This is a genomic window from Natronocalculus amylovorans, from assembly GCF_023638035.1.
Classification (GTDB): Archaea; Halobacteriota; Halobacteria; order Halobacteriales; family Haloferacaceae; genus Natronocalculus; species Natronocalculus amylovorans.
Genome location: NZ_JAKRVX010000001.1, coordinates 514,014 through 532,917, shown reverse-complemented (window position 1 = coordinate 532,917; position 18,904 = coordinate 514,014). Strand labels below are relative to the sequence as shown.

General features: G+C 52.9%; 25 protein-coding genes. 16 read left to right on the top strand and 9 right to left on the bottom strand.

Translation table 11 applies throughout. The features are described 5' to 3' along the window. Positions 1-27 precede the first annotated feature (27 nt). Genes AArcSt2_RS02810 through samp2 form a run of 3 tightly spaced genes read right to left on the bottom strand, consistent with a single transcriptional unit; the run spans position 28 to position 1,185 of the window. A complete protein-coding gene (locus tag AArcSt2_RS02810; RefSeq protein WP_250582777.1) occupies positions 28-420 on the bottom strand; it encodes a GNAT family N-acetyltransferase in 393 nt (130 codons plus the stop codon). Continuing rightward, on the bottom strand, positions 417-917 hold the full coding sequence (locus tag AArcSt2_RS02805) for a peroxiredoxin family protein (protein ID WP_250582775.1): 501 nt from the start codon (positions 915-917) through the stop codon (positions 417-419). The genes AArcSt2_RS02810 and AArcSt2_RS02805 overlap by 4 nt, the downstream gene beginning before the upstream one ends. Positions 918-972: 55 nt before the next feature. Continuing rightward, positions 973-1,185: a ubiquitin-like small modifier protein SAMP2 gene (gene samp2 / locus AArcSt2_RS02800; RefSeq protein WP_174652615.1), complete on the bottom strand. Its 213-nt coding sequence runs from the start codon at positions 1,183-1,185 to the stop codon at positions 973-975. A 97-nt stretch (positions 1,186-1,282) separates the two neighbouring features. Between samp2 and AArcSt2_RS02795 the strand changes: the two genes are divergently transcribed. From AArcSt2_RS02795 to AArcSt2_RS02780, 5 genes are all read left to right on the top strand, one after another. Continuing rightward, positions 1,283-2,257 (top strand): replication factor C small subunit, encoded by a 975-nt coding sequence (locus tag AArcSt2_RS02795; protein WP_250582772.1) that lies wholly within the window; start codon positions 1,283-1,285, stop codon positions 2,255-2,257. A gap of 51 nt (positions 2,258-2,308) precedes the next feature. Continuing rightward, positions 2,309-2,755, top strand: coding sequence for a DUF3426 domain-containing protein (locus AArcSt2_RS02790; RefSeq protein ID WP_250582770.1), 447 nt, complete (start codon positions 2,309-2,311; stop codon positions 2,753-2,755). 38 nt (positions 2,756-2,793) lie between these two features. Beyond that, positions 2,794-3,303: a metallophosphoesterase gene (locus AArcSt2_RS02785; RefSeq protein WP_250582768.1), complete on the top strand. Its 510-nt coding sequence runs from the start codon at positions 2,794-2,796 to the stop codon at positions 3,301-3,303. A gap of 48 nt (positions 3,304-3,351) precedes the next feature. Continuing rightward, positions 3,352-3,486 (top strand): DUF7859 family protein, encoded by a 135-nt coding sequence (locus AArcSt2_RS16675; protein ID WP_302928080.1) that lies wholly within the window; start codon positions 3,352-3,354, stop codon positions 3,484-3,486. A gap of 90 nt (positions 3,487-3,576) precedes the next feature. Continuing rightward, a complete protein-coding gene (locus AArcSt2_RS02780) occupies positions 3,577-4,767 on the top strand; it encodes an inorganic phosphate transporter (protein WP_250582766.1) in 1,191 nt (396 codons plus the stop codon). A 6-nt stretch (positions 4,768-4,773) separates the two neighbouring features. On the opposite strand, the gene AArcSt2_RS02775 is transcribed toward AArcSt2_RS02780, so the two are convergent. Continuing rightward, positions 4,774-6,162 (bottom strand): hemolysin family protein, encoded by a 1,389-nt coding sequence (locus tag AArcSt2_RS02775; protein WP_174652620.1) that lies wholly within the window; start codon positions 6,160-6,162, stop codon positions 4,774-4,776. A gap of 126 nt (positions 6,163-6,288) precedes the next feature. Between AArcSt2_RS02775 and AArcSt2_RS02770 the strand changes: the two genes are divergently transcribed. The 4 genes from AArcSt2_RS02770 to AArcSt2_RS02755 are packed head-to-tail and all read left to right on the top strand — an operon-like array spanning position 6,289 to position 8,287. Further along, positions 6,289-6,558, top strand: a complete 270-nt coding sequence (locus AArcSt2_RS02770; RefSeq protein WP_174652621.1) for a glutaredoxin family protein — start codon at positions 6,289-6,291, stop codon at positions 6,556-6,558. Continuing rightward, positions 6,558-7,070 carry a redoxin domain-containing protein gene (locus AArcSt2_RS02765; RefSeq protein WP_250582764.1) on the top strand — a complete coding sequence of 171 codons (513 nt, stop codon included), beginning with the start codon at positions 6,558-6,560 and terminating at the stop codon, positions 7,068-7,070. The genes AArcSt2_RS02770 and AArcSt2_RS02765 overlap by 1 nt, the downstream gene beginning before the upstream one ends. A 54-nt stretch (positions 7,071-7,124) precedes the next feature. Further along, positions 7,125-7,739 carry an L-threonylcarbamoyladenylate synthase gene (locus AArcSt2_RS02760; protein WP_250582762.1) on the top strand — a complete coding sequence of 205 codons (615 nt, stop codon included), beginning with the start codon at positions 7,125-7,127 and terminating at the stop codon, positions 7,737-7,739. A gap of 50 nt (positions 7,740-7,789) precedes the next feature. Beyond that, positions 7,790-8,287 carry a methyltransferase family protein gene (locus AArcSt2_RS02755; protein WP_250582760.1) on the top strand — a complete coding sequence of 166 codons (498 nt, stop codon included), beginning with the start codon at positions 7,790-7,792 and terminating at the stop codon, positions 8,285-8,287. Here the strand turns inward: AArcSt2_RS02755 and AArcSt2_RS02750 are convergent. Both AArcSt2_RS02750 and AArcSt2_RS02745 read right to left on the bottom strand, forming a co-directional pair. Next, positions 8,270-8,944 carry a CRISPR-associated protein Cas4 gene (locus AArcSt2_RS02750; protein ID WP_250582758.1) on the bottom strand — a complete coding sequence of 225 codons (675 nt, stop codon included), beginning with the start codon at positions 8,942-8,944 and terminating at the stop codon, positions 8,270-8,272. The two genes, AArcSt2_RS02755 and AArcSt2_RS02750, sit on opposite strands and share 18 nt — an antisense overlap. A gap of 83 nt (positions 8,945-9,027) precedes the next feature. Next, on the bottom strand, positions 9,028-9,627 hold the full coding sequence (locus AArcSt2_RS02745) for a conditioned medium-induced protein 4 (protein WP_250582756.1): 600 nt from the start codon (positions 9,625-9,627) through the stop codon (positions 9,028-9,030). A 113-nt stretch (positions 9,628-9,740) separates the two neighbouring features. Here AArcSt2_RS02745 and AArcSt2_RS02740 point away from each other — a divergent pair, with 113 nt between their 5' ends. The 4 genes from AArcSt2_RS02740 (at position 9,741) to AArcSt2_RS02725 (ending at position 14,041) form a co-directional block, all read left to right on the top strand. Continuing rightward, positions 9,741-10,328, top strand: a complete 588-nt coding sequence (locus tag AArcSt2_RS02740; protein ID WP_174652627.1) for a biotin transporter BioY — start codon at positions 9,741-9,743, stop codon at positions 10,326-10,328. A 3-nt stretch (positions 10,329-10,331) separates the two neighbouring features. Then, on the top strand, positions 10,332-11,072 hold the full coding sequence (locus tag AArcSt2_RS02735) for an energy-coupling factor ABC transporter ATP-binding protein (protein WP_250582754.1): 741 nt from the start codon (positions 10,332-10,334) through the stop codon (positions 11,070-11,072). Continuing rightward, positions 11,069-11,779 (top strand): energy-coupling factor transporter transmembrane component T family protein, encoded by a 711-nt coding sequence (locus AArcSt2_RS02730; protein WP_250582752.1) that lies wholly within the window; start codon positions 11,069-11,071, stop codon positions 11,777-11,779. The genes AArcSt2_RS02735 and AArcSt2_RS02730 overlap by 4 nt, the downstream gene beginning before the upstream one ends. Before the next feature lie 78 nt (positions 11,780-11,857). Further along, complete coding sequence (locus AArcSt2_RS02725; protein WP_250582750.1) at positions 11,858-14,041, top strand: (Fe-S)-binding protein; 2,184 nt, start codon at positions 11,858-11,860, stop codon at positions 14,039-14,041. 18 nt (positions 14,042-14,059) lie between these two features. Here AArcSt2_RS02725 and AArcSt2_RS02720 read toward each other — a convergent pair whose 3' ends face one another. Together AArcSt2_RS02720 and AArcSt2_RS02715 are read right to left on the bottom strand one after the other, a co-directional pair. Further along, entirely contained in the window at positions 14,060-14,548 is a 489-nt protein-coding gene (locus AArcSt2_RS02720) for a Tfx family DNA-binding protein (RefSeq protein ID WP_250582748.1), read from the bottom strand. Between the two features lie 77 nt (positions 14,549-14,625). Continuing rightward, a complete protein-coding gene (locus tag AArcSt2_RS02715; RefSeq protein WP_174652632.1) occupies positions 14,626-15,105 on the bottom strand; it encodes a TRAM domain-containing protein in 480 nt (159 codons plus the stop codon). Positions 15,106-15,227: 122 nt separating this feature from the next. Here AArcSt2_RS02715 and AArcSt2_RS02710 point away from each other — a divergent pair, with 122 nt between their 5' ends. After that, positions 15,228-15,893: a hypothetical protein gene (locus AArcSt2_RS02710; RefSeq protein WP_250582746.1), complete on the top strand. Its 666-nt coding sequence runs from the start codon at positions 15,228-15,230 to the stop codon at positions 15,891-15,893. Here AArcSt2_RS02710 and AArcSt2_RS02705 read toward each other — a convergent pair whose 3' ends face one another. Beyond that, positions 15,894-16,241, bottom strand: a complete 348-nt coding sequence (locus AArcSt2_RS02705) for a hypothetical protein (RefSeq protein ID WP_174652634.1) — start codon at positions 16,239-16,241, stop codon at positions 15,894-15,896. It lies immediately after the preceding gene. 94 nt (positions 16,242-16,335) lie between these two features. Between AArcSt2_RS02705 and AArcSt2_RS02700 the strand changes: the two genes are divergently transcribed. Continuing rightward, complete coding sequence (locus tag AArcSt2_RS02700) at positions 16,336-17,463, top strand: tRNA (guanine(26)-N(2))-dimethyltransferase (RefSeq protein WP_250582744.1); 1,128 nt, start codon at positions 16,336-16,338, stop codon at positions 17,461-17,463. Positions 17,464-17,538: 75 nt separating this feature from the next. Then, positions 17,539-18,894, top strand: coding sequence for a YihY/virulence factor BrkB family protein (locus AArcSt2_RS02695; RefSeq protein WP_250582742.1), 1,356 nt, complete (start codon positions 17,539-17,541; stop codon positions 18,892-18,894). Positions 18,895-18,904: the final 10 nt, after the last annotated feature.

The following is an 18,904-nucleotide window of genomic DNA, read 5'->3' as shown; positions in this document are numbered from 1 at the left end:
TACCCGTCTGTGAGGCGCTCACACGCGTTATGACAATCTTCCCTGATATCGATCGGAGCCTTCGATCGGTTCTATCGTAAACCCAAGGCGCTCGTAAAACGGCGTTACCTTCTCAGCGAACTCCGCAGAGAGCGTCTGAAACCGATCGGCACCATACCCAATAAGTGATCGACCAACACCATTCCCACGTCGCTGTGGATGGACCGCGATCGCGACAACGTGACCGCCTGCGGGTGTATCACGGAACACGGCTGTTCCGATGATCCGATCGTGTCGGAGCGCAACACAGACGACGTCCGTCTCCGATTCGATCGCTTCTCGAACCGCTTCCGGAGTGATTTCAAGCAGCGCACCCTCTATCAGCCTGAGTACCGCAACAACATCCTCCTGCGTCGCAGCTCTTGTTTGTGTCTCTGTCACACCGTACCTGCCGCCTGTGCAATCTCCGCTAAGAGCGCATCGATGCTTGGCCGATCGGCCGGTGCCGTCCCAACATAGGTGTACATGCTCCGTGGCTCGTCACGGAGATCAACAATGACCGCTTCTGGCATTCGGCCAATGAGGTTATGCAGGTTCCCAAGGAAGCCGAACCGAACTGGCTGCCCGTAGGCATCGGAGACGGTTGTATCCTCATCTGCAATGATCGGAAACGGAAGATCATAGCTTTCGGCCCATTCTCGGGCCCGCTCTACCGGCTCTGGAAGGACTGAAACCACTTCAGCATCCAACTGTTGGAACTCATCGTATCGATCGGCTACTGCTTGAACCTGCTTACGACAGTTGCCACAGAAATGGTCACGCTGGAACAACAACACTGCAAACGAGGCGTCAAGTGCGGAGAGCGAGAGTGGATTTGGTCCGTTGCCACCGTTTGGGAGCGCAAATTCCAGGGCAGCGCCGGAGATTTCTGTACTCATACCTGCTTTTTGTCTTTCTGATGGAAAAACCCATGCCAGGTGTGTACTCGCGTTGTCAGGCCCTTTGCGAGCCGCCCTTGATTAACCGAAGAATGGTCACGTGATCAACGGTGACTCGCTGGTCCTCAGGGACTGGCGTTCCGTCGACAAGCACGGTGACTTCTTGTGGACTCCACCCCGTTTCGCGGACAAGGTCTGCATACGTTGTCTCCGCATCCACTGTGAGCTCATGTGTGTCCTCACCAACAACATCCACCGTGACATCCATATGGGGAGTGTTTCTGCTGCGCACTAAAGCCGGTCGATTTCACCGATCGGCACCGTGTCTCGGGGAGTTTATGCACCGCCGAATCCCAACAGAAAGTATGACCGACGCTGAGGGAACACAAACTCCTGGACGGGAAATTTGGATCGAAAAATATCGTCCACAGACGCTTGCGGAAATCTCCGGTCAAGAAAAGATCATTGAGCGCTTACAGAGCTACATAAACCAGCAAGAACTACCGCATCTTCTGTTTTCAGGGCCTGCCGGCGTTGGAAAAACGACCGCAGCGACCGCGATCGCTCGTGAGCTCTACGCCGACAACTGGCGGGGAAACTTCCTCGAACTCAACGCGTCCGACGAGCGTGGAATTGATGTTGTCCGCGATCGAATCAAAAACTTCGCCCGTGCGTCTTTCGGCGGATTCGATTATCGAATTATTTTCCTTGATGAGGCAGACTCGCTTACAAGCGATGCCCAATCTGCGCTTCGTCGGACAATGGAGCAGTTCTCGGATAATACTCGATTTATTCTCTCCTGTAACTACTCGTCGAAAATTATCGATCCGATTCAATCTCGATGTGCTGTCTTCCGCTTTGCACCGCTCTCCGATGCAGCAGTTGGCCAGCAGATTGACCGTATTGCGGAGTCCGAATCGATCGAACTCACTGCGGATGGCCGAGAGGCACTCATTTACGCTGCAAGCGGAGATATGCGCCGAGGGATTAATTCGCTACAAGCAGCCGCGACAACCGGAGAAATTGTTGATGAAGAAGCAGTGTATGCAATCACTTCGACTGCGCGCCCAGAAGTCATTGAGGCAATGGTGACTGATGCGATTGCGGGCGATTTCTCAAAATCCCGATCGACGCTTGATACGCTGTTGACTGAGACAGGGATGGCTGGCGGTGATGTAATTGACCAACTGCACCGATCGGTGTGGGAGTTCGATCTTACTGAGCGGCAAGCGGTTCGACTCATGGAGCGAATCGGTGAGGCGGATTATCGAATTACAGAGGGTGCGAACGAACAAGTGCAACTAGAGGCGCTGCTCGCATCGCTCGCATTAGATGCATAAAAAGCGCCAATTCGCGACCCTTTTGGATCCGCCGTTCATATTTGTACGTATATGTCGTTGTCTCGCCGATCGCTGCTTCGCCGATCGTTTGCGTTTGCATCCCTTCCTGCACTAACCGCTACTGCCGGTTGTCTTGGTGGCCGTGTCGGTGATGTCTCCGGTGAGGTTGCGAGTAATGAAACCGCTGTAACTGTCACTGAGCACCAATCGTGGGCGTCTGGGACGCTGTTTCGCTACCGCGGAGCGCTCACCGTTCGTGGCTCGCTCACAAACGAAACCAGCGACGGGATCGACACACCAACGGTGACGACCGCATTTTACGGCGCTGGAGAGGAACCGATCGACGAGCAGGAGGCGCAGATACGGTTTCCGTCTGGCGAGGTTGCACCTGGTGAAACGGTTGGCGAGCAGCTTGATGCTGGTCAGACTGTTGAGTTCGTAGTCTCATTCGAACCCCCAGATGGTTCGCTCAGTCGGTATGAAATACGCGTTTTGTGACCGAAACCGATTAGCATCGATCGATCGAAAAATACGGTATGCTCTTGATTCTGTCTGATACACACAGTATAGATGGTCACCGTCTGACGGATCATCTCCGTAAGCAGGTTGCGGAGGCCGAAATGGTCGTTCATGCGGGTGACTTCATGCGTGCGTCTGTGCTTGATTCGTTTCTCTCCGTCAATGGCTCATTTTATGGCGTCTACGGCAACAACGACGATGCAGCGATTCGATCACGACTCCCTTCAGCACGAACAATCGAATACAATGGGTTTCAGTTTGCGGTGACACATACACGTCGCGGCGGTGAGACTGCGCTTACCATGTTTGGCCGAGAACGGAACGCTGACGCGGTTATTTTTGGACACAGTCACAAGCCGACATTCGAGCGGTCTGGGCTCCTCCCGCTCATCAATCCCGGCAGCCACGCGCAGCCACGTGGATACCGGCCAGGGTATGCAACGCTTGAACCGATGGGTGATGCACTCGCCGGAGGAATTCACACGCCTGATGGAGAGACGTTCGTTGAGTTTACAATCGAACCGTAGTGTTCCGAACGCCGAAACGCCTTTTATTGTCGCGGTGAAACGGCGGGTATGGTACTTGATCGTCTCGATCCGGTGTTCGTCGGGATCCTTGTTGTCTTACTGCTGTTCTTCTTCTTCGGGTACTTACTCGCCCGACGAACCGTGTTGGGGCTTCGCGAGGGGTATAAAAAAGGGCAAGAGTGACCTTCATACCGTATCGACAACGCTGGGTAGAATCGAATCCCCAATATATTGTGACTACTGATATCTGTATATGCTGTTACTAACTGCACCATGACCGGAATTGAAACGATTCTGACGTTTATTGTTGCAGCGATCGCGAGCCTCTTTATGACGTGGGCAATCGGCGCAGGATCATCGGGATCAACCCCATTTGCACCTGCGGTCGGCGCAAACGCAATTTCTGTGATGCGCGCGGGACTGATTGTCGGTGTCTTGGGGTTTCTCGGCGCGGTCTTACAGGGTGCGAATGTTACTGAAGCGGTTGGGGCAGAGCTCATCGGTGGTGTTACACTCTCCGCAACTGCTGCGATTATTGGGCTAATTACAGCCGCGGTGTTGGTTGCGATCGGTGTGTTTGCGGGCTATCCGATCGCAACCGCGTTCACCGTGACCGGTGCGATCGTGGGTGTCGGTATTGCAATGGGTGGTGATCCAGCATGGGTAAAATACGGTGAAATTCTCACCCTCTGGACACTGACGCCATTTGTCGGTGGTGGGATTGCGTACGCAACTGCACGTTTGCTTCGGGATGAGAGCATCCCTGAGCGACTACTTACTGCTGGGCTTGCAGGGATAATTGGTGTCATTATTGCCAATATTGGCTTTGCATTTCTTGGTCCATCAGATGGGCAAGGGTCAGTTGCTGGAACGCTCGGACCTGGCCTCGGTTTTTCTACACTCTTTGGTTTCGATGTTGGACGAATTGTGCTCACGCTTGCGATCGCAGCGATCGCTGCGGCTCTCTTGTGGCTTGATTTGGGTCGTAATCGGGAAGTCGGCCAGCGCCATTTCCTCCTTGTGTTGGGTGCGCTTGTCGCCTTCTCTGCTGGTGGGAGCCAGGTTGGCCTTGCGATCGGCCCACTTGTCCCACTGATAGGTGAAACATCAATCCCACTTATTGCACTCCTCGTTGGGGGTGGGTTTGGGTTGCTCCTTGGATCGTGGACTGGCGCACCTCGAATGATCAAGGCGATTGCGCAAGATTACGCATCGATGGGGCCACGCCGGTCGATCGCTGCCCTCATTCCATCGTTTGCGATCGCACAGGTTGCGGTTGCATTCGGTATTCCAGTCTCGTTCAACCAAATTATTGTGAGCGCGATCGTTGGCAGTGGACTTGCCGCTGGTGATGCGGGTGTGAGCCAGAAAAAGATGGTCTATACCGTATTAGCGTGGATTGGGTCGCTTATTCTCTCGTTTGTCATCGCGTTCGGTGTCTATTCGCTCATCACGCTGTTTTAGCCGCGCCTATGATTCGTCGACACCGTTCGATGCTTCGACCTCCTGTTCATCCAGTGGGTACTCTTCTGTCACGGTGACACGCGCTTTCAGAATCCGTGTATTATCGACTTCCTCGATTTCAATAATAATCCCATTGTATTCGAAGGTCTCACCCTCTTCAACAAGTCTGCCTGCCCGGTTGAATATGAACCCTGCAAGCGTCTCGAACTCCTCTCCCTCTGGGAGTTCGATCTCAAGAATCTCGTTTACCTCATCAATGTTTGTCTCACCGCGAATGATCGAGGTCTGTTCATCGATAACCTCGAATGCTTCCTCTTCGTCACCTTCGAGAATATCTCCGACAATTTCTTCGACCATATCCTCAAGGGTGACAAGCCCCTCCGTCGTTCCGAACTCATCAATCACGATTACCATCTGGAGCCGATTCTCTTGCATCTCCGTTAGCAGCTCATCAACGTTCTTTGACTCCGGAACGTGCAGTGTTGGCTTCACAACATTCATGATCTCACCGTTTCCTTCACCGTAGTACTGTTCGCGAACGAGATCACGGATATTCACGATTCCAACAACGTTGTCGAGATTTCCGTCATACACCGGCACGCGGACATGATCATATGTCACACAGGTTTCGATCGCTTCCTCAAGCGTTGAATCGACCTCAACAGCGGTCACATCAAGCCGGGGGGTCATGACCTCTTTTGCAATCGTCGAATTAAATCGAAAGATCCGGTTGAGCATTTCACGCTCTTCCTCTTCGATGACGCCCTCTCTTTCACCTGTTTCGATGATGTCTTGGATCTCATCACGTGTGACGTACGGAGATTCGATCGCAGTATCACTTCCGGTGAGTTTGTTGACGACCCGCGTAAGCCGATCGAATATGATAACTAACGGATACAGTGCGTACTCCGAGTATTTGAGCGGCTTCGAGATTCGCAGTGCCCATGATTCAGTGTGTTCAACAGCATAGGACTTCGGCGCGCTTTCACCGAACAGCAACACGATTGCGGTAATCCCAAACGTCGCTGCTACAACGGCCTGTCCTTGGCTCAGATAGATTGCAAACAGTGTCGTTGCGATCGATGACATTGCGATATTGACAATGTTGTTTCCAACAAGAATCGTCACCAAAAGACGGTGCGGATTGTCTTTGAGCGCTTTGACTGTATCTGCGTGCTTCACGCCCTCTTCGACCATCGAGTCGATGCGATGCTGCGGGAGCGAAAAGAATGCGATTTCAGAAGAGGAGAAGAATCCGGATAGTGCAATCAGCACGACGATCGACGCCGCCCCCATTATGGTCAACGTTCTATCATCAATATTGACACCCAGTGACTGCAACTGGATTGCGGTATCAGCCAGCCAGAGAAGCGTCGGTAAGAGCGACAAACCCATGTACCATAAACAGTTTCCCGCGGCTGAAATTAAGGATTGCCCTCGTGACCGACAATAAACGCCCTGTTTGTCTTCATTGTTATCGTAGACGAAGCGATTAGGTGTGTTCCCTTCCAATAGCCGGGTATGTCTACAGACGAGCCGTCGATTACGTTGTATCGACTTCAGGCGTGTCCCTACTGTGAACGTGTCGTTCGTACACTTGAACAGTATAATCTCACCTACCGATCGCGATTTGTCGAACCGATGCACTCGGATCGAAACGTTGTCAAACGTATCAGCGGCAAACGATCCGTGCCCGCAATCGTTGACACAGATACCGGTGTGACAATGTCCGAAAGCGGAAATATCGTTACCTATCTCGACCGAACCTACGGAAACGGAGGTGAGAACTGATGGTTGAGTTTGACGTTGTCGAGTTCGAGCCTGCAGATGCCCCTACGGCTGGTGAGGTTGCGCCTGACTTCACACGCCCGCTCGTCAACGACGAATATTGGGAGAATACGTCGCTTTCTGCGGTCACGGCAGATGGACCGACACTCCTTGTCTTCTACTCAATGAACGGTGCGTTCCCCGCAACCTACGTCTGGAACGAACTCCGCGATCGTGAGTGGAGCGATCTCCTCTCTGTTGTCGGTATCACAATTTCGACGCCGTACGACCACAAATCATTCCTTGACGATCGAAATCTCACGGATGTCTCGCTCTTTTCGGATCCCTCAAATGAGGTTGCAGCCGACTATGGGGTCGCCCATGATCTCGATGGAATGGCTGGTGTGAGCGAACCACGGCTCTCGTTCTTTTTGCTTTCCGAGGATCGAACGATCGAACACTCATGGATTGCATCCGAGTGGCCTGAATTCCCGGACTATGATGAGCTGGAAGCGGAACTCAAAGACGCACTATAACGAGCACACTGACAAACGCTACGCTTTTTCAGCCGAGAGAGTTAGAAACCCCTAATGGATTCAGAAGACACCCTTCCGTCTTCACTTCGCGCTGGGGCGGCCGCACTCACCGAGGGGGAGGCTGTTGTGTACCCCACCGAAACCGTCTATGGATTAGGTGTAGACGCGAGCAACGCTGCTGCGGTTGAAACGGTGTTTACGATTAAAAACCGGCCACACGACAAGCCGCTCTCGATCGGCGTTCCTGATCTTTCGACCGCCGAACAGTGGGCACGGCTAACCGACCGTGATCGAGCATTCATCGATCGGTTTCTCCCCGGTCCAGCAACCGTTGTCGTTGAACGGAACCCTGATCTGCCTGATGCACTCACGGACGGTGGCGATCGGATTGGTATCCGTATTCCCGACCACCCCATTGCACTTGAGCTGCTGGAACTGGTCAAGCCGCTCCCTGTCACCGCAACAAGCGCAAATAAAAGTGGGAAACCAAGTATTCGAAAGCCAACCGCGCTCCCACAGTCAATCCGTGAGCAGGTCGCGGTTGTGATTGATGGTGGAGAGACACCCGGCGGTGCAAGTACTGTTGTCGATGTGAGTCAGGGCGTTATTCATCGTCGTGGAGCTGATGCTGATGCGATCGAGGCGTGGCTCGCGGAATCATCGTTGTGATCCGTTGGTAAAACCATACAGCTACAACTCACTCGATAGTATGTGGGTGCATGTCACGAAATACACTCACTAACACGGCCATCTTTTCGCTCCTCGTTCCAGGGACTGTTGCTGGTGCAATTCCGCATCTGTTGGCAACATACGATCGTGAAAGTACGATTTTTTCTCACCCACTTGTTCGCGTGTGTGGTCGGCTACTGTTTGCGATCGGGCTCCTGTTGTATCTTTACACCGCATGGCTGTTTGTGAAAGATGGAGATGGAACTCCGTCTCCAACACATGAGACAACCGAACTCGTAACGTCTGGCATATATCAGTACACCAGAAATCCGATGTACATTGCGGTACTGTTATTGATTGGAGGCCAAGCCGTTCGGTATCGATCGGTCCATATCTGTTGGTGGCTCCTTGTTTGTGCACTGGGATTCCATCGACGAGTCATCGAGTATGAAGAGCCACACCTTTTCGAACTGCACGGTGAGGCGTATGAACAGTACTGTGAGACCGTTCCTCGATGGCTCCCGACCCCGTCAGAAGCCAAGCAGTGACGCCAGCGATCGGGTTTTGACCCCACACCGATCTCGATATCTACAGGAGTGACACCGATCGTCATCCACTCGTGGCGGCGGGCCGTCCATCGATCGAACTGTTCGGAGCACCCGGCGATAGGTCGCTGCGCGCCGTGTTGTTAGCGTAACCGTTCGCACGACTCCGTATGCAGGATACTCAACAAGCGCATACTCAATTGGTCTCTCTCGCTCCCACGAGAGTGCGTACGCTGCGGCAACTGCCCGAACCGACTGTGGCTCCCATACACCTGTTTCCGGTGGCTTTCCGGGCGATGCAAGCGTCGGAAGTGGGTGATCACAGAGGTCCTGCGTATCCGGCTCAAGAACCTTCGTGATTCGCCCATGACAATCCCGACCCTCCACAAACACAGCCGTCTGAGATGGCTCCGCGATCGCCGGCCAATACGCTCGTGTCGATAGCGATTCGACCCGATCAAGGTATACGTGTGGTTCCACGTCGATCGGCTCCGATCGGAGCGCCGCTGCATCTTGTTCGTGAAGCGTGTTGTAGCGATGACACAGTTGCTGTCTCCGCTTGGATTCGTCCGGACGTGACCAATCCTCCTCTTTGCGGGCATAGTACAACTGCCGAGGACAGTATGCTGCTCGTGCAAGCGAACTAAAACTAACACTCACCCTCCCACGCTCACTTTTATTACTACAATCACTGTCCGAGGACACAACACGCAGTCGCCACGTGTTTACATATAAAATTACGGCTAGAATGAGACGTCCGTTTCGAGATCTTCTGTCGCGTCTCTCAGTCCATCCTCGCGTGCCGTTCGAGCATGCGACTGCTCAAGATCGGAGTCAGTGAGCAGCTCGCGGAACTCGTCACGGAACCGATCGTTTGCACGCGTAGACTCGATATCGGCTGTTGCGACCGCAACATAGTGAGTAACGGTTTCGATATCCCTCTCCAATTCAGCTGCACATTCTTCGATCGTTCGATCTTCAACCAGCAGCCTTCGGAGCGTTGCAAGTTTAAATGGTGCATCCCGATCGCTGTCTCGAACTAAGTGCAGATCCATTCGTGCAGTGAAAACCTCCGCTTGCTCTGTACTGATTGCGTCCGCAATTTCAGTATCCGTTTGCTCATCGTAGTAGCCTCGAACAACGGCCTCAATGTCGTCGTCTGAGAGAGTTGATTCAAACGTGTAGCGATCGCGCATCATCGAAATGAGCGCTGGGACACGTTCGCTTGCAGCTTTTCGTTCGTCAGTAAGCGACCCTGGTGTCTCTTCTTGATTCTCAGTCACCGTCTCCGAACCAGTTGTATTAATGAAGAGATCTCGTAACTCAGCCGTCTTCTCGTCCATGGTTGCGTACTCACATCGTCGGAGTACAAAAATCTGCCCCCGCTCCTCAGTAGCTGGTGGGTAACCCGTCGTAAACCAAATAGTTCAAGAGGGTTAACGAGAGAACTGTGTCAATGGCAACCCAGACGGACTCTGTCGACCTTGTGGGCGATGAGGTTACTGCAAACATTGCTCGTGCAGCCCTCTTTGCTGCATTGATGGGTGGATTTGCATACGTTTCGTTTCCGAATCCGCTTGCAGTCGGTGTTCCTGTGACGCTTCAAGTACTCGGTGTCTTTCTCGCTGGAATCATGCTTGGGCCTGTTTGGGGCGCAGTTGCAATGATTCTCTATCTCGCTGCTGGTGCTGTCGGCGCACCGGTGTTCTCCGGTGGCGCTGCTGGGCTCGGGTTTCTCATTGGCAGTCCGACGCTTGGCTACTTGTGGTCGTACCCAATCGCTGCCGCAGTAATTGGTCTTGTTGTTCACCGAGGCGTCGATATCCGTGACTATGCAGCGGTCTCAATGCCAATTCTCGTTGGTGCAATGGTTGCAGGAACGACGATTATCTACGCGATTGGGACGATCGGCTTTGCAGTGGTCCAAAGCGTCTCACTCTATGAGGCATTCCTCATTTCTGCGGTTGCATTCATTCCATTTGAGGCACTCAAGATCGCTGCTGCGGTTGGGATTATAAAAAGCGATGCGATCGCTGCTGCCTAATTAATGATCGAGGTGCAATCGCTCACACAGCAGTTCGGTGAGACAACTGCTGTTGATACTGTCTCGCTCACAATCAACGACGGCGAGTTTGTGCTTATTACCGGTCCAAACGGCTCCGGAAAAACGACGCTTGTTCGACATTTCAATGGGCTTCGAACGCCAACTAGCGGTACTGTTCAGGTGAACGCAATGCCAGTTTCCGAAGACGTGGTGGCTGCTCGAACCGCGGTTGGCATGGTTTTTCAACATCCACAAGATGGGTTTGTTGCCGCAACGATCGGCGCAGATGTTGCATTCGGCCCGGAAAACTTGGGACTCTCTCACGACGAGATCAATCGCCGTGTGACAAACGCACTTGCAGCAGTCAATCTTTCGGACCGTGAACCAGACCGTATTGACTCGCTTTCCGGGGGAGAGATGGCTCGCGTTGGTATTGCTGGCGCACTTGCAATGGAACCGGACCATCTCGTGCTTGATGAACCATTCACTGGGCTTGACGAGCCGGCACGCCAGTCCGTCCTCGAACATCTCAAGACACTCTCAGAACGTGGGACAAGCGTTATTGTCGTTACTCACGATCTTCGAGACCTGATTGACTGTTGCGATCGAGTTATCGCAATGAATGCAGGCGCTGTTGCGATCGACTGCCCATCTACTGACGCTCGCGACGCGCTTTCGGATGCGGCTGTGTATGTGCCGCCAGTATCAGAACCAGAAGGAGAATCAGAGCCAGAATCATTATGATCGGCTACCGATCGGGACAGACGCTGTTTCATCGGCTTGATCCTCGATCGAAGCTCCTCTTTCAGATCGCGTTTGCGGTCGTTGCGTTTGCATACACAACACCACGTGGGCTCGTTGCGCTCACTCTTGTTGCCGCTGTTGTTGCACTGGCAGCGTCAATCTCTGTACGCCAAACACTCTGGTCGGTTCGGTTTCTCTTCCCGTTCCTCCTTGGGGCACCACTTATTGCGTCTCTTTCGGTCTTTCCACTCGAATTCACCCCTGCTGACGCTGTTGAGCCGGCGCTTTCCAGCTATCGTATCGTACTGATTTTCATCGTCTCTGCAGCATACGTCCGAACAACCCCAATCCGCGACTCTCGTGCGGCAATCCAACGGACGATTCCAGGCAAACCAGGGGCACTGCTTGGGGTTGGTGTTTCGCTTGTCTTCCGCTATCTCCCAATCCTTCGAACTGAACTGCTGTCGATCAGAGACGCGGAAGCGGCCAGACTTGGTTCTGAACGCCCGCTTCGATCGCGAATTGAACTGTTCACAACGGCTGCAGTCCGCCGATCGTTTGCGCATGCCGATCGGCTTTCGCTTGCGCTCTCGACTCGATGTTTTGCATGGAATCCGACACTTCCACGGCTCGTATTTACAAAACTTGATATCCCGATACTCCTGCTTTCGATCGTTTTTCTCAGTTTACCAGTTGTACTCCGGTGAACCAAATACGCCAACAACCGCATGAGTGCCCCATGGTTAGTGGGAAGATTTAACAGGATTGTATTCAGGTGATTAAGTATGATAGTTTTCCAAGCAGCGACCCGGGAGACGTTTTGGCTGATCGGGTCAACGGGCAAGGCGGTGTTTTACTACCTTGCGGCAGTCGCCATTCTTGTCTTTTTATACGGCGTGTATGCGCGGTTTATGAGATACACACAGGGAAGTGATGATCCGCTCGATCGACTGGGCGATCTCGGTACGCGGCTACGCACTGCGACGAAACTGGTTGCGACGAACGAGAAGCAGTTTGATCGGGATATCTACGCAGGTATCATGCATACGTTCATTCTCTGGGGGTTCCTCGTCCTTGTCGTTGCGACCGCGATCCTTGGGTTCGATATTGATCTGTATCGTCCACTCATGGGTGAGTCGTTCTGGGTTGGTGACTTCTATTTGGCGTACCAGTTCGTTGTTGATGCCTTCGGACTTCTGTTTGTGATTGGCGTAGGGATGGCGATCTATCGCCGCTATGTCGTTCACAACCACCGTCTGTGGGGTAAACACACCTCCTTAGAAGACGATCTCTTCGTCTGGGCGCTCTTTTTGCTCGGTGTTGGTGGCTTCCTCGTTCAAGCAATCTCGATGGTTGGACAGCCACAGCGTGCAACTGAGACGGTCAGTTTTGTTGGCTTTGCGATGGCTGAAGGCTTCCGTGCGATCGGTATGGATGCTGCACTGGCTGCCACACTGTATCCGTGGGTCTGGTGGCATCACTCACTGCTTGCGTTTGCATTCATCGCATGGATTCCGTACGCAAAACCGTTCCACATGATCTCCTCGTTCGGAAATATCGTGGTTCGTGATGAGAAGGCAGGCGCTCGGCTCCCGAGTGTTCCTGCAGACCTTGATCACGTTAATGCGGAATCAATTGATGATTTCACATGGAAAGAACTCCTTGACCAAGATGCCTGTACCAAATGTGGTCGCTGCTCGTCTGCCTGTCCAGCAAAGGCATCCGGTCGCCCGCTTGATCCACGAGATGTGATTCTCGATCTCAAAAGCTACCGTGAAGGATTAGATAATGGCGCAGAGCCAACACCAATTATCGCAGACGGCGGCAATTCGGTCATTGCCGCAGAGACGATGGAGTCATGTATGGCATGTATGGCGTGTATGGATGCCTGTCCGGTTGAGATTGAGCACCTCTCAAGCTTCACTCGGATGAATCGCCAACTCACTGACGAGGGCGCAATTAAGTCGAGCATGCAGGATGTCTTCGGGAATCTCATGCAGAAAGGCAATACATTCGGCGAGGCACCACGGAAACGGGCTGACTGGGCAGCCGAACTTGAGTTTGATATCCCAGATGCCCGCGAGACGTCGGTTGAGTATCTCTGGTACGTCGGTGATTATCCAAGCTACGATGAGCGAAATAAAAAGGTCGCTCGATCGCTCGCAACCCTTTTTGAGGCCGCTGGCGTCTCCTTTGGGATTCTATTTGACGATGAAAAATACGATGGTAATGACATCCGTCGCGTTGGTGAAGAGTTCCTCTATCTCGAACTTGCCGGCCACCACGTGGAGTCGTTTGAGGCGTGCGAGTTCGATCAGATCGTCTGTACCGACCCACACTCGTATAACACGATGAAAAATGAGTATCCAGAGATCGACTTTGCCGAGTTCGCTGATGACCCAATTATGCCGTTCGAGTATGACGAGTACTGGAATGCGGACGGAGACATACAGGTGTTACATTGGACGCAGGTTGTTGAACAGCTTGTTTCGGATGGTCGGCTTGGCCTTTCCGGCACGGAGCTAGATTATACTGTTACCTACCACGATCCGTGTCACTTGGGCCGCTACAATGACGAGTATGAGGCGCCACGCGCCCTGATCCGTGCAACCGGTGCAGAGCTTTATGAGATGCCGCGAAGCCACGACGACTCGTTCTGTTGTGGCGGTGGCGGTGGTGGTCTCTGGATGGATCTCGAAGAAGATGTCAAACCAAGCGAGGAACGCCTTAGAGAAGCGCTTGAGGACACCGAGGCTGGCGATCGCATTGAGAAGTTTGTCGTTGCATGTCCAATGTGTACAACGATGTTTGAAGATGGTCGTAAAACAGGCAACTTCGAAGACGCGATCGAGATCGTCGATATTGCAGAGCTACTGATAGAGGCGCTTGACGTCTCAGGATCGATCGAAACTGTGTCCCAATCTCAAACCGACTCCGACGATAGCTCCCCGCCTGCAACAGCAGACTAACGATACTGACACGGACTGTTATCTTCGAACGCGAACGCTCCCATCGCTTGTAACGCCGACGGTTAATGGTTGTTTTACTTCCCGACCGTCGATCGCACCTCCTGCAGCATCACTAACGACTTTCATCAGGTCTGGTGCAGTGTAGTTGACTTTGACACCTGCGGCATCACAGGCATCATACACCAACTTTGGCACATCATACAGATCGGTACCAGTGTCGATTGCGAGCCTCACGGGCGCGGACAACGCTTCGGCGAATGCAATCGTTTCATGTGCTTTTTGAATGTTTTCTCGCGCACTTGATTCAATACTTGAGACATTTGCACGGGATGTCCCAAGCATTCGTGCGATCGTCTGCTGCTTTGCACCCTGTTCGCGGAGTGCAAGCACTTCTGCCTGTCTTTTTGTTAATACATTTGTCTCCGGGTTAAATCCGATCTCAGAGAGCAATTCGCTTACCGTGTCTATATCTGTCTCAACCGATCGGTCTTCCCCGCCATCTCCCATACCCGCCCTATGAGATACACGCTGAAAAAGCTACAGTCCCGACTGTCCATTGGTCTCGCGGATATCCGCGATTGATGTTACTTGCCCCAGAAGTTCTCTCGACTTCCGAGCGCCTCACCACGCCGCCCTCGACCTCGACCTCGGCCCCGGCCACGGTTTTCGTCTCGACCCTGGTATCCTGTGGTCCCATCGGACTCGTCTTCCGCTTCGTCCTCCTCTTCCAGCGGGAGCCGCTCAACAATTGTCTTCGCCCGCGCGTGACTCGATTTTACCTGGTCGATACGGACTTTTGCACGGGCATCTGGAAGAATGCCGTCAACAAACACAATAAATCCATCTTCGGTTCGACCAACACCGGCACCGCTTTCATGGATATCTGTAACCGTCACAACAACCTCTTCACCGGCCTTTACCGGTTGTTGTTTCAGTTCGTGTATTGGTCGCTCATAGTGCTGACACCATTCTGCGCCACCTCGATCGCCGTAATGTTGACACCCCATTCCGTTGATTCGCTCTGAAAACTCCGGGCAGTCATCTGCCAATGGACACTCTGGCATGGAAAATGATACTCACGGGGTTGTCTTTACCTTTCCGTCTACGGCTGTTCGACAACTGCTCACATTACACGTGATACACCCGATGACGAGAGATATATTCCGTTAGACATCTAATTGATATCATGACCACCCGCGCTCCAGAACTGGCGCTTATTGTTGGGCTTGTTCTCGGTGGAACCATGTTTGCGACGGCCCTAGTGTTCAGCGGGAGCCTTTATCAAGCAGTGCTTGCAGGTGCTGTGCTCTGTTATCCGTTTGCGGCATATGCCGTTGTTCACGATGATGAGCCGACAACGGTGTTATTTCCACAACCAATTTTGATCGGTGGCGCAATTGCTGGGTTGCTTGTGTTACTTGATGTTGGACGTGTTGGAACACCACGTGCAATTATGTACGGCGCTTCGCTTGCGCTTCTCGTATTTCTCCCTGTTGCAGCATACAGCGTGGTATACGGGAGGGCACCCGTTTCTGCAGGTGTTGGGTTTGTTTCGACACTCATTCTTGGAGCCACGCTTCTTTGGGTTAATCCACTTGTTGGCGGCTCCCCATACGGTGCGATCGGCGGCGGCCTCTTGTTACTCTCCGGAATCCTTTACGCACACCACACTGGACCGATTTTCACTCCAACAACCAGAAAACAGCTTGTTATCGGCGGCATGCTTCTTGGCGGGTCGCTCCTTGTTGCTGGCTTTGTGCTGGCGTCTGTCCTTGCAACATGGGTTGCCTCAGCAATCGCTGCAATCGTTGCTCCCGCGGTCGGCTATGCGATTACGATCGATGCGGTTTGATCACAAAAACTCCCGAACTTCCGAGTACCACATATCGTGATGGTCAACCGCCTCGATCGCTTCTGCAATATCTACGGCAATTGCATGCCAGCACCGTTGTGCTGGATCTTGCTGGTCTAAATTGTATGATGAGTCCTTACACATACACCGACCCTCCTCGACGACATACTCATCACTGAATCCAACGACAACCGTAAAATCACGATATCGTTTCACTCGCTCTTCGGAAACCGCTTCGATCGCTTGTCGGCCACGATCGCCGTGTGCAGTCAAAATCGCCGACACAGCCTCCGGCGTCAGCGCTTTCTCCTCAATAAGTGGCGCTAACCACGGCTTTGTGTCGACCATATTCGTTCGTTGTTGTGCAGGTGGCAAAATACGTTCGATACGACGAACAAACCACGAACGGTGGCCTTTTCGCAGCGCATCGTCCAGATGTGATATGCGCATTGCGGAAGGTGGCCTTGAAATTACTGTGGCCGACGCACGAGATGGAGCACAAGATGGCAGCGGCGACAGCGTCTTTTTTAATCCTACACAGGAACTCAATCGGGATATTACGGTTGCTGTCCTTCGAGCATACCGCGATCGTGAACCACGTGCAGAGACATACCTTGATGCGATGGCTGCATCGGGCATTCGTGGTGTTCGTGCCGCAAACGAAGGCTACAGCGTTACCTGTGCGGATATTGATGTTGACGCGATCGACCTCGCAAAAGAGAATCTTGCTGGAAACGGATTTGATGGCGAAGCGATTCACCGAGACGTCAACGCAGTGCTCCACGACGGCTACTATGACATTGTTGACATCGATCCGTTTGGAACTCCAATGCCATTTGCGGACGCTGCGTTTGCAAATACCAGAGATCTTGTCTGTGTTACTGCAACTGACACTGCCCCACTCTGTGGGGCCCATCAAAAAAGTGGGATTCGAAAATATAGTTCGCTTCCGCAGAACACCGACTACCACCCGGAGATGGGTCTTCGGATCCTACTTGGTGCGCTCATCAGAACTGCGGCCCGATATGATACCGCAGCGACACCGATCTTGTCGCACGTAAGCCGCCACTACGTCCGGACGTATCTTGAGTTGGATAACCGGGCAACTCGTGCCGATCGAGCGATCGAACAGCTCGGCTTCATTCATCACTGCGAAGACTGCCTCGAGCGTGACCACGAATATGGGCTCTTTCCACAGTCAGTCCCCGAACACTGCCCACACTGTGACAGCAACCGGACACTCACTGCTGGACCACTCTGGCTCGGCCCAACCGCAGAAGCTGCGTTTGCTGGTGTCGTTCGATCGCATCTTAGCGAAGAGATGGGCACATACAAACGCGCACATCGGCTCTTAGAGACGATCGAAGGCGAAATTAACACACCAACACACTACGATCAACATAAACTCTGTGAGCTATGGGGCGTCCCAGCAAACAGTATGGACGAGTTTATTTCTGCGCTCCACGATGCAGGATATGACGCAAGCAACGCACACTACAGCGGAACGGCATTCAAATGCCCAGAGACGATTAAGACGATTGAGGCTGCTGCGGCACCAGAAAAAGACTGAGTAAGCAGTTGTTACCGCTTCGTCGGGTACGGAAAGACCCGGGTGCTTTTTTGTGGTACACACAAAACGTATGTCGTGTCAGTCGAGCGACCCTCTCTCTCCCCAGTTGATCTGCTCAAAACGATCGTTGATACTGCGGGTAATGCCCAGATTACGTTCCTTGCAGCGAGCGTCGCATACTACGCGTTTGTTTCGCTTATCCCCTCGCTGCTTTTGTTATTGATTCTTGCCTCTGCGATCGGTGGCGAGGCGTTTGCCACACAGCTACTTGAACTCACACAGGATTTCCTCACTCCAGCAGGACAGGAAGTGATTGAGGGGGCAATCGAAAACGCAGCTGGACGCGGTGGCGCAACAATCGTGAGCTTTGCTGTCTTAGCGTGGGGTACGCTCAAAGTATTTCGTGCGCTTGATACAGCATTTTTGACCGTGTACGGCCAGACAGAGACTGCCTCATTCATCGGTCAACTCCGTGACGCTGCAGTCTCTGCATTTTCGATCGGTGTCGGCATTGCGAGCATGCTTGTTATCGGTGCAGTCGTCGCTGCAGTTCCATTGGGTCCATTTAGTCGGATTGTTGGGATTGCCATCCTTCCACTCCTTTTGATTGGTGTCTTCCTTCCGATGTACCGGCAGTTCCCAAATCCACCAATCACTTTTAAAGAGGCACTGCCGGGGGCTGCGTTTGCAGCAATTGGCTGGACTGCTCTGCAGGCTGGATTTCAAATATACGCCGCAGGAGCGGCTCAGTATCAGGTGTACGGCGTTATTGGTGCAATCTTATTACTTGTCACCTGGCTCTACATTGCTGCAGTACTGATTATATTTGGCGCAGTGGTCAATGCAGTGCTCGCTGGAAATCGAAGCCTAGATGATTTTGATGACGATCACACATCTGGTACAATTTCTGCATCGGACCGGCAACTACAACAGGGACCGCTGCGACAATCAGAATACATGGCGAGCGAGCGAACGGACCGCGACTCGACGACTGGTGTAGGGGACCGATCGAGGCCGGACGATGAGCAGGATCGCGAATCGGTTTCTCCAGCCGGTGCACCAGATATCTCGGAACTGAACGAACAACTCTCTGAACTCCGCGCCGACCTTGATTCGTTTGAGTCAGATATTAATAACCGGACTATCAAAAAGCCGGAGGTCGAATCCGAGCTCAAAGGATACGTCCGAAAACGAATGCGTCGTGGACACGCCCGCGGTTGGGGACCGTACCTTGTGTTACTGTACGGTACGGCAATGACGCTTGGTGCATTCTACTACTTACAGAGTGACTGGGTTGCGATCCTCGCAATGCTCATTATTTTCCTCTCAACGCTTGGGCTGTACGTCATCTTTGTCGTTGTTGGTGTTGGATTGAACCTCGCTGGCGGTCCGGGCAGAATCCTTGATTTTGTCCGCGATCGACGCAACTAATTTCTGCGCT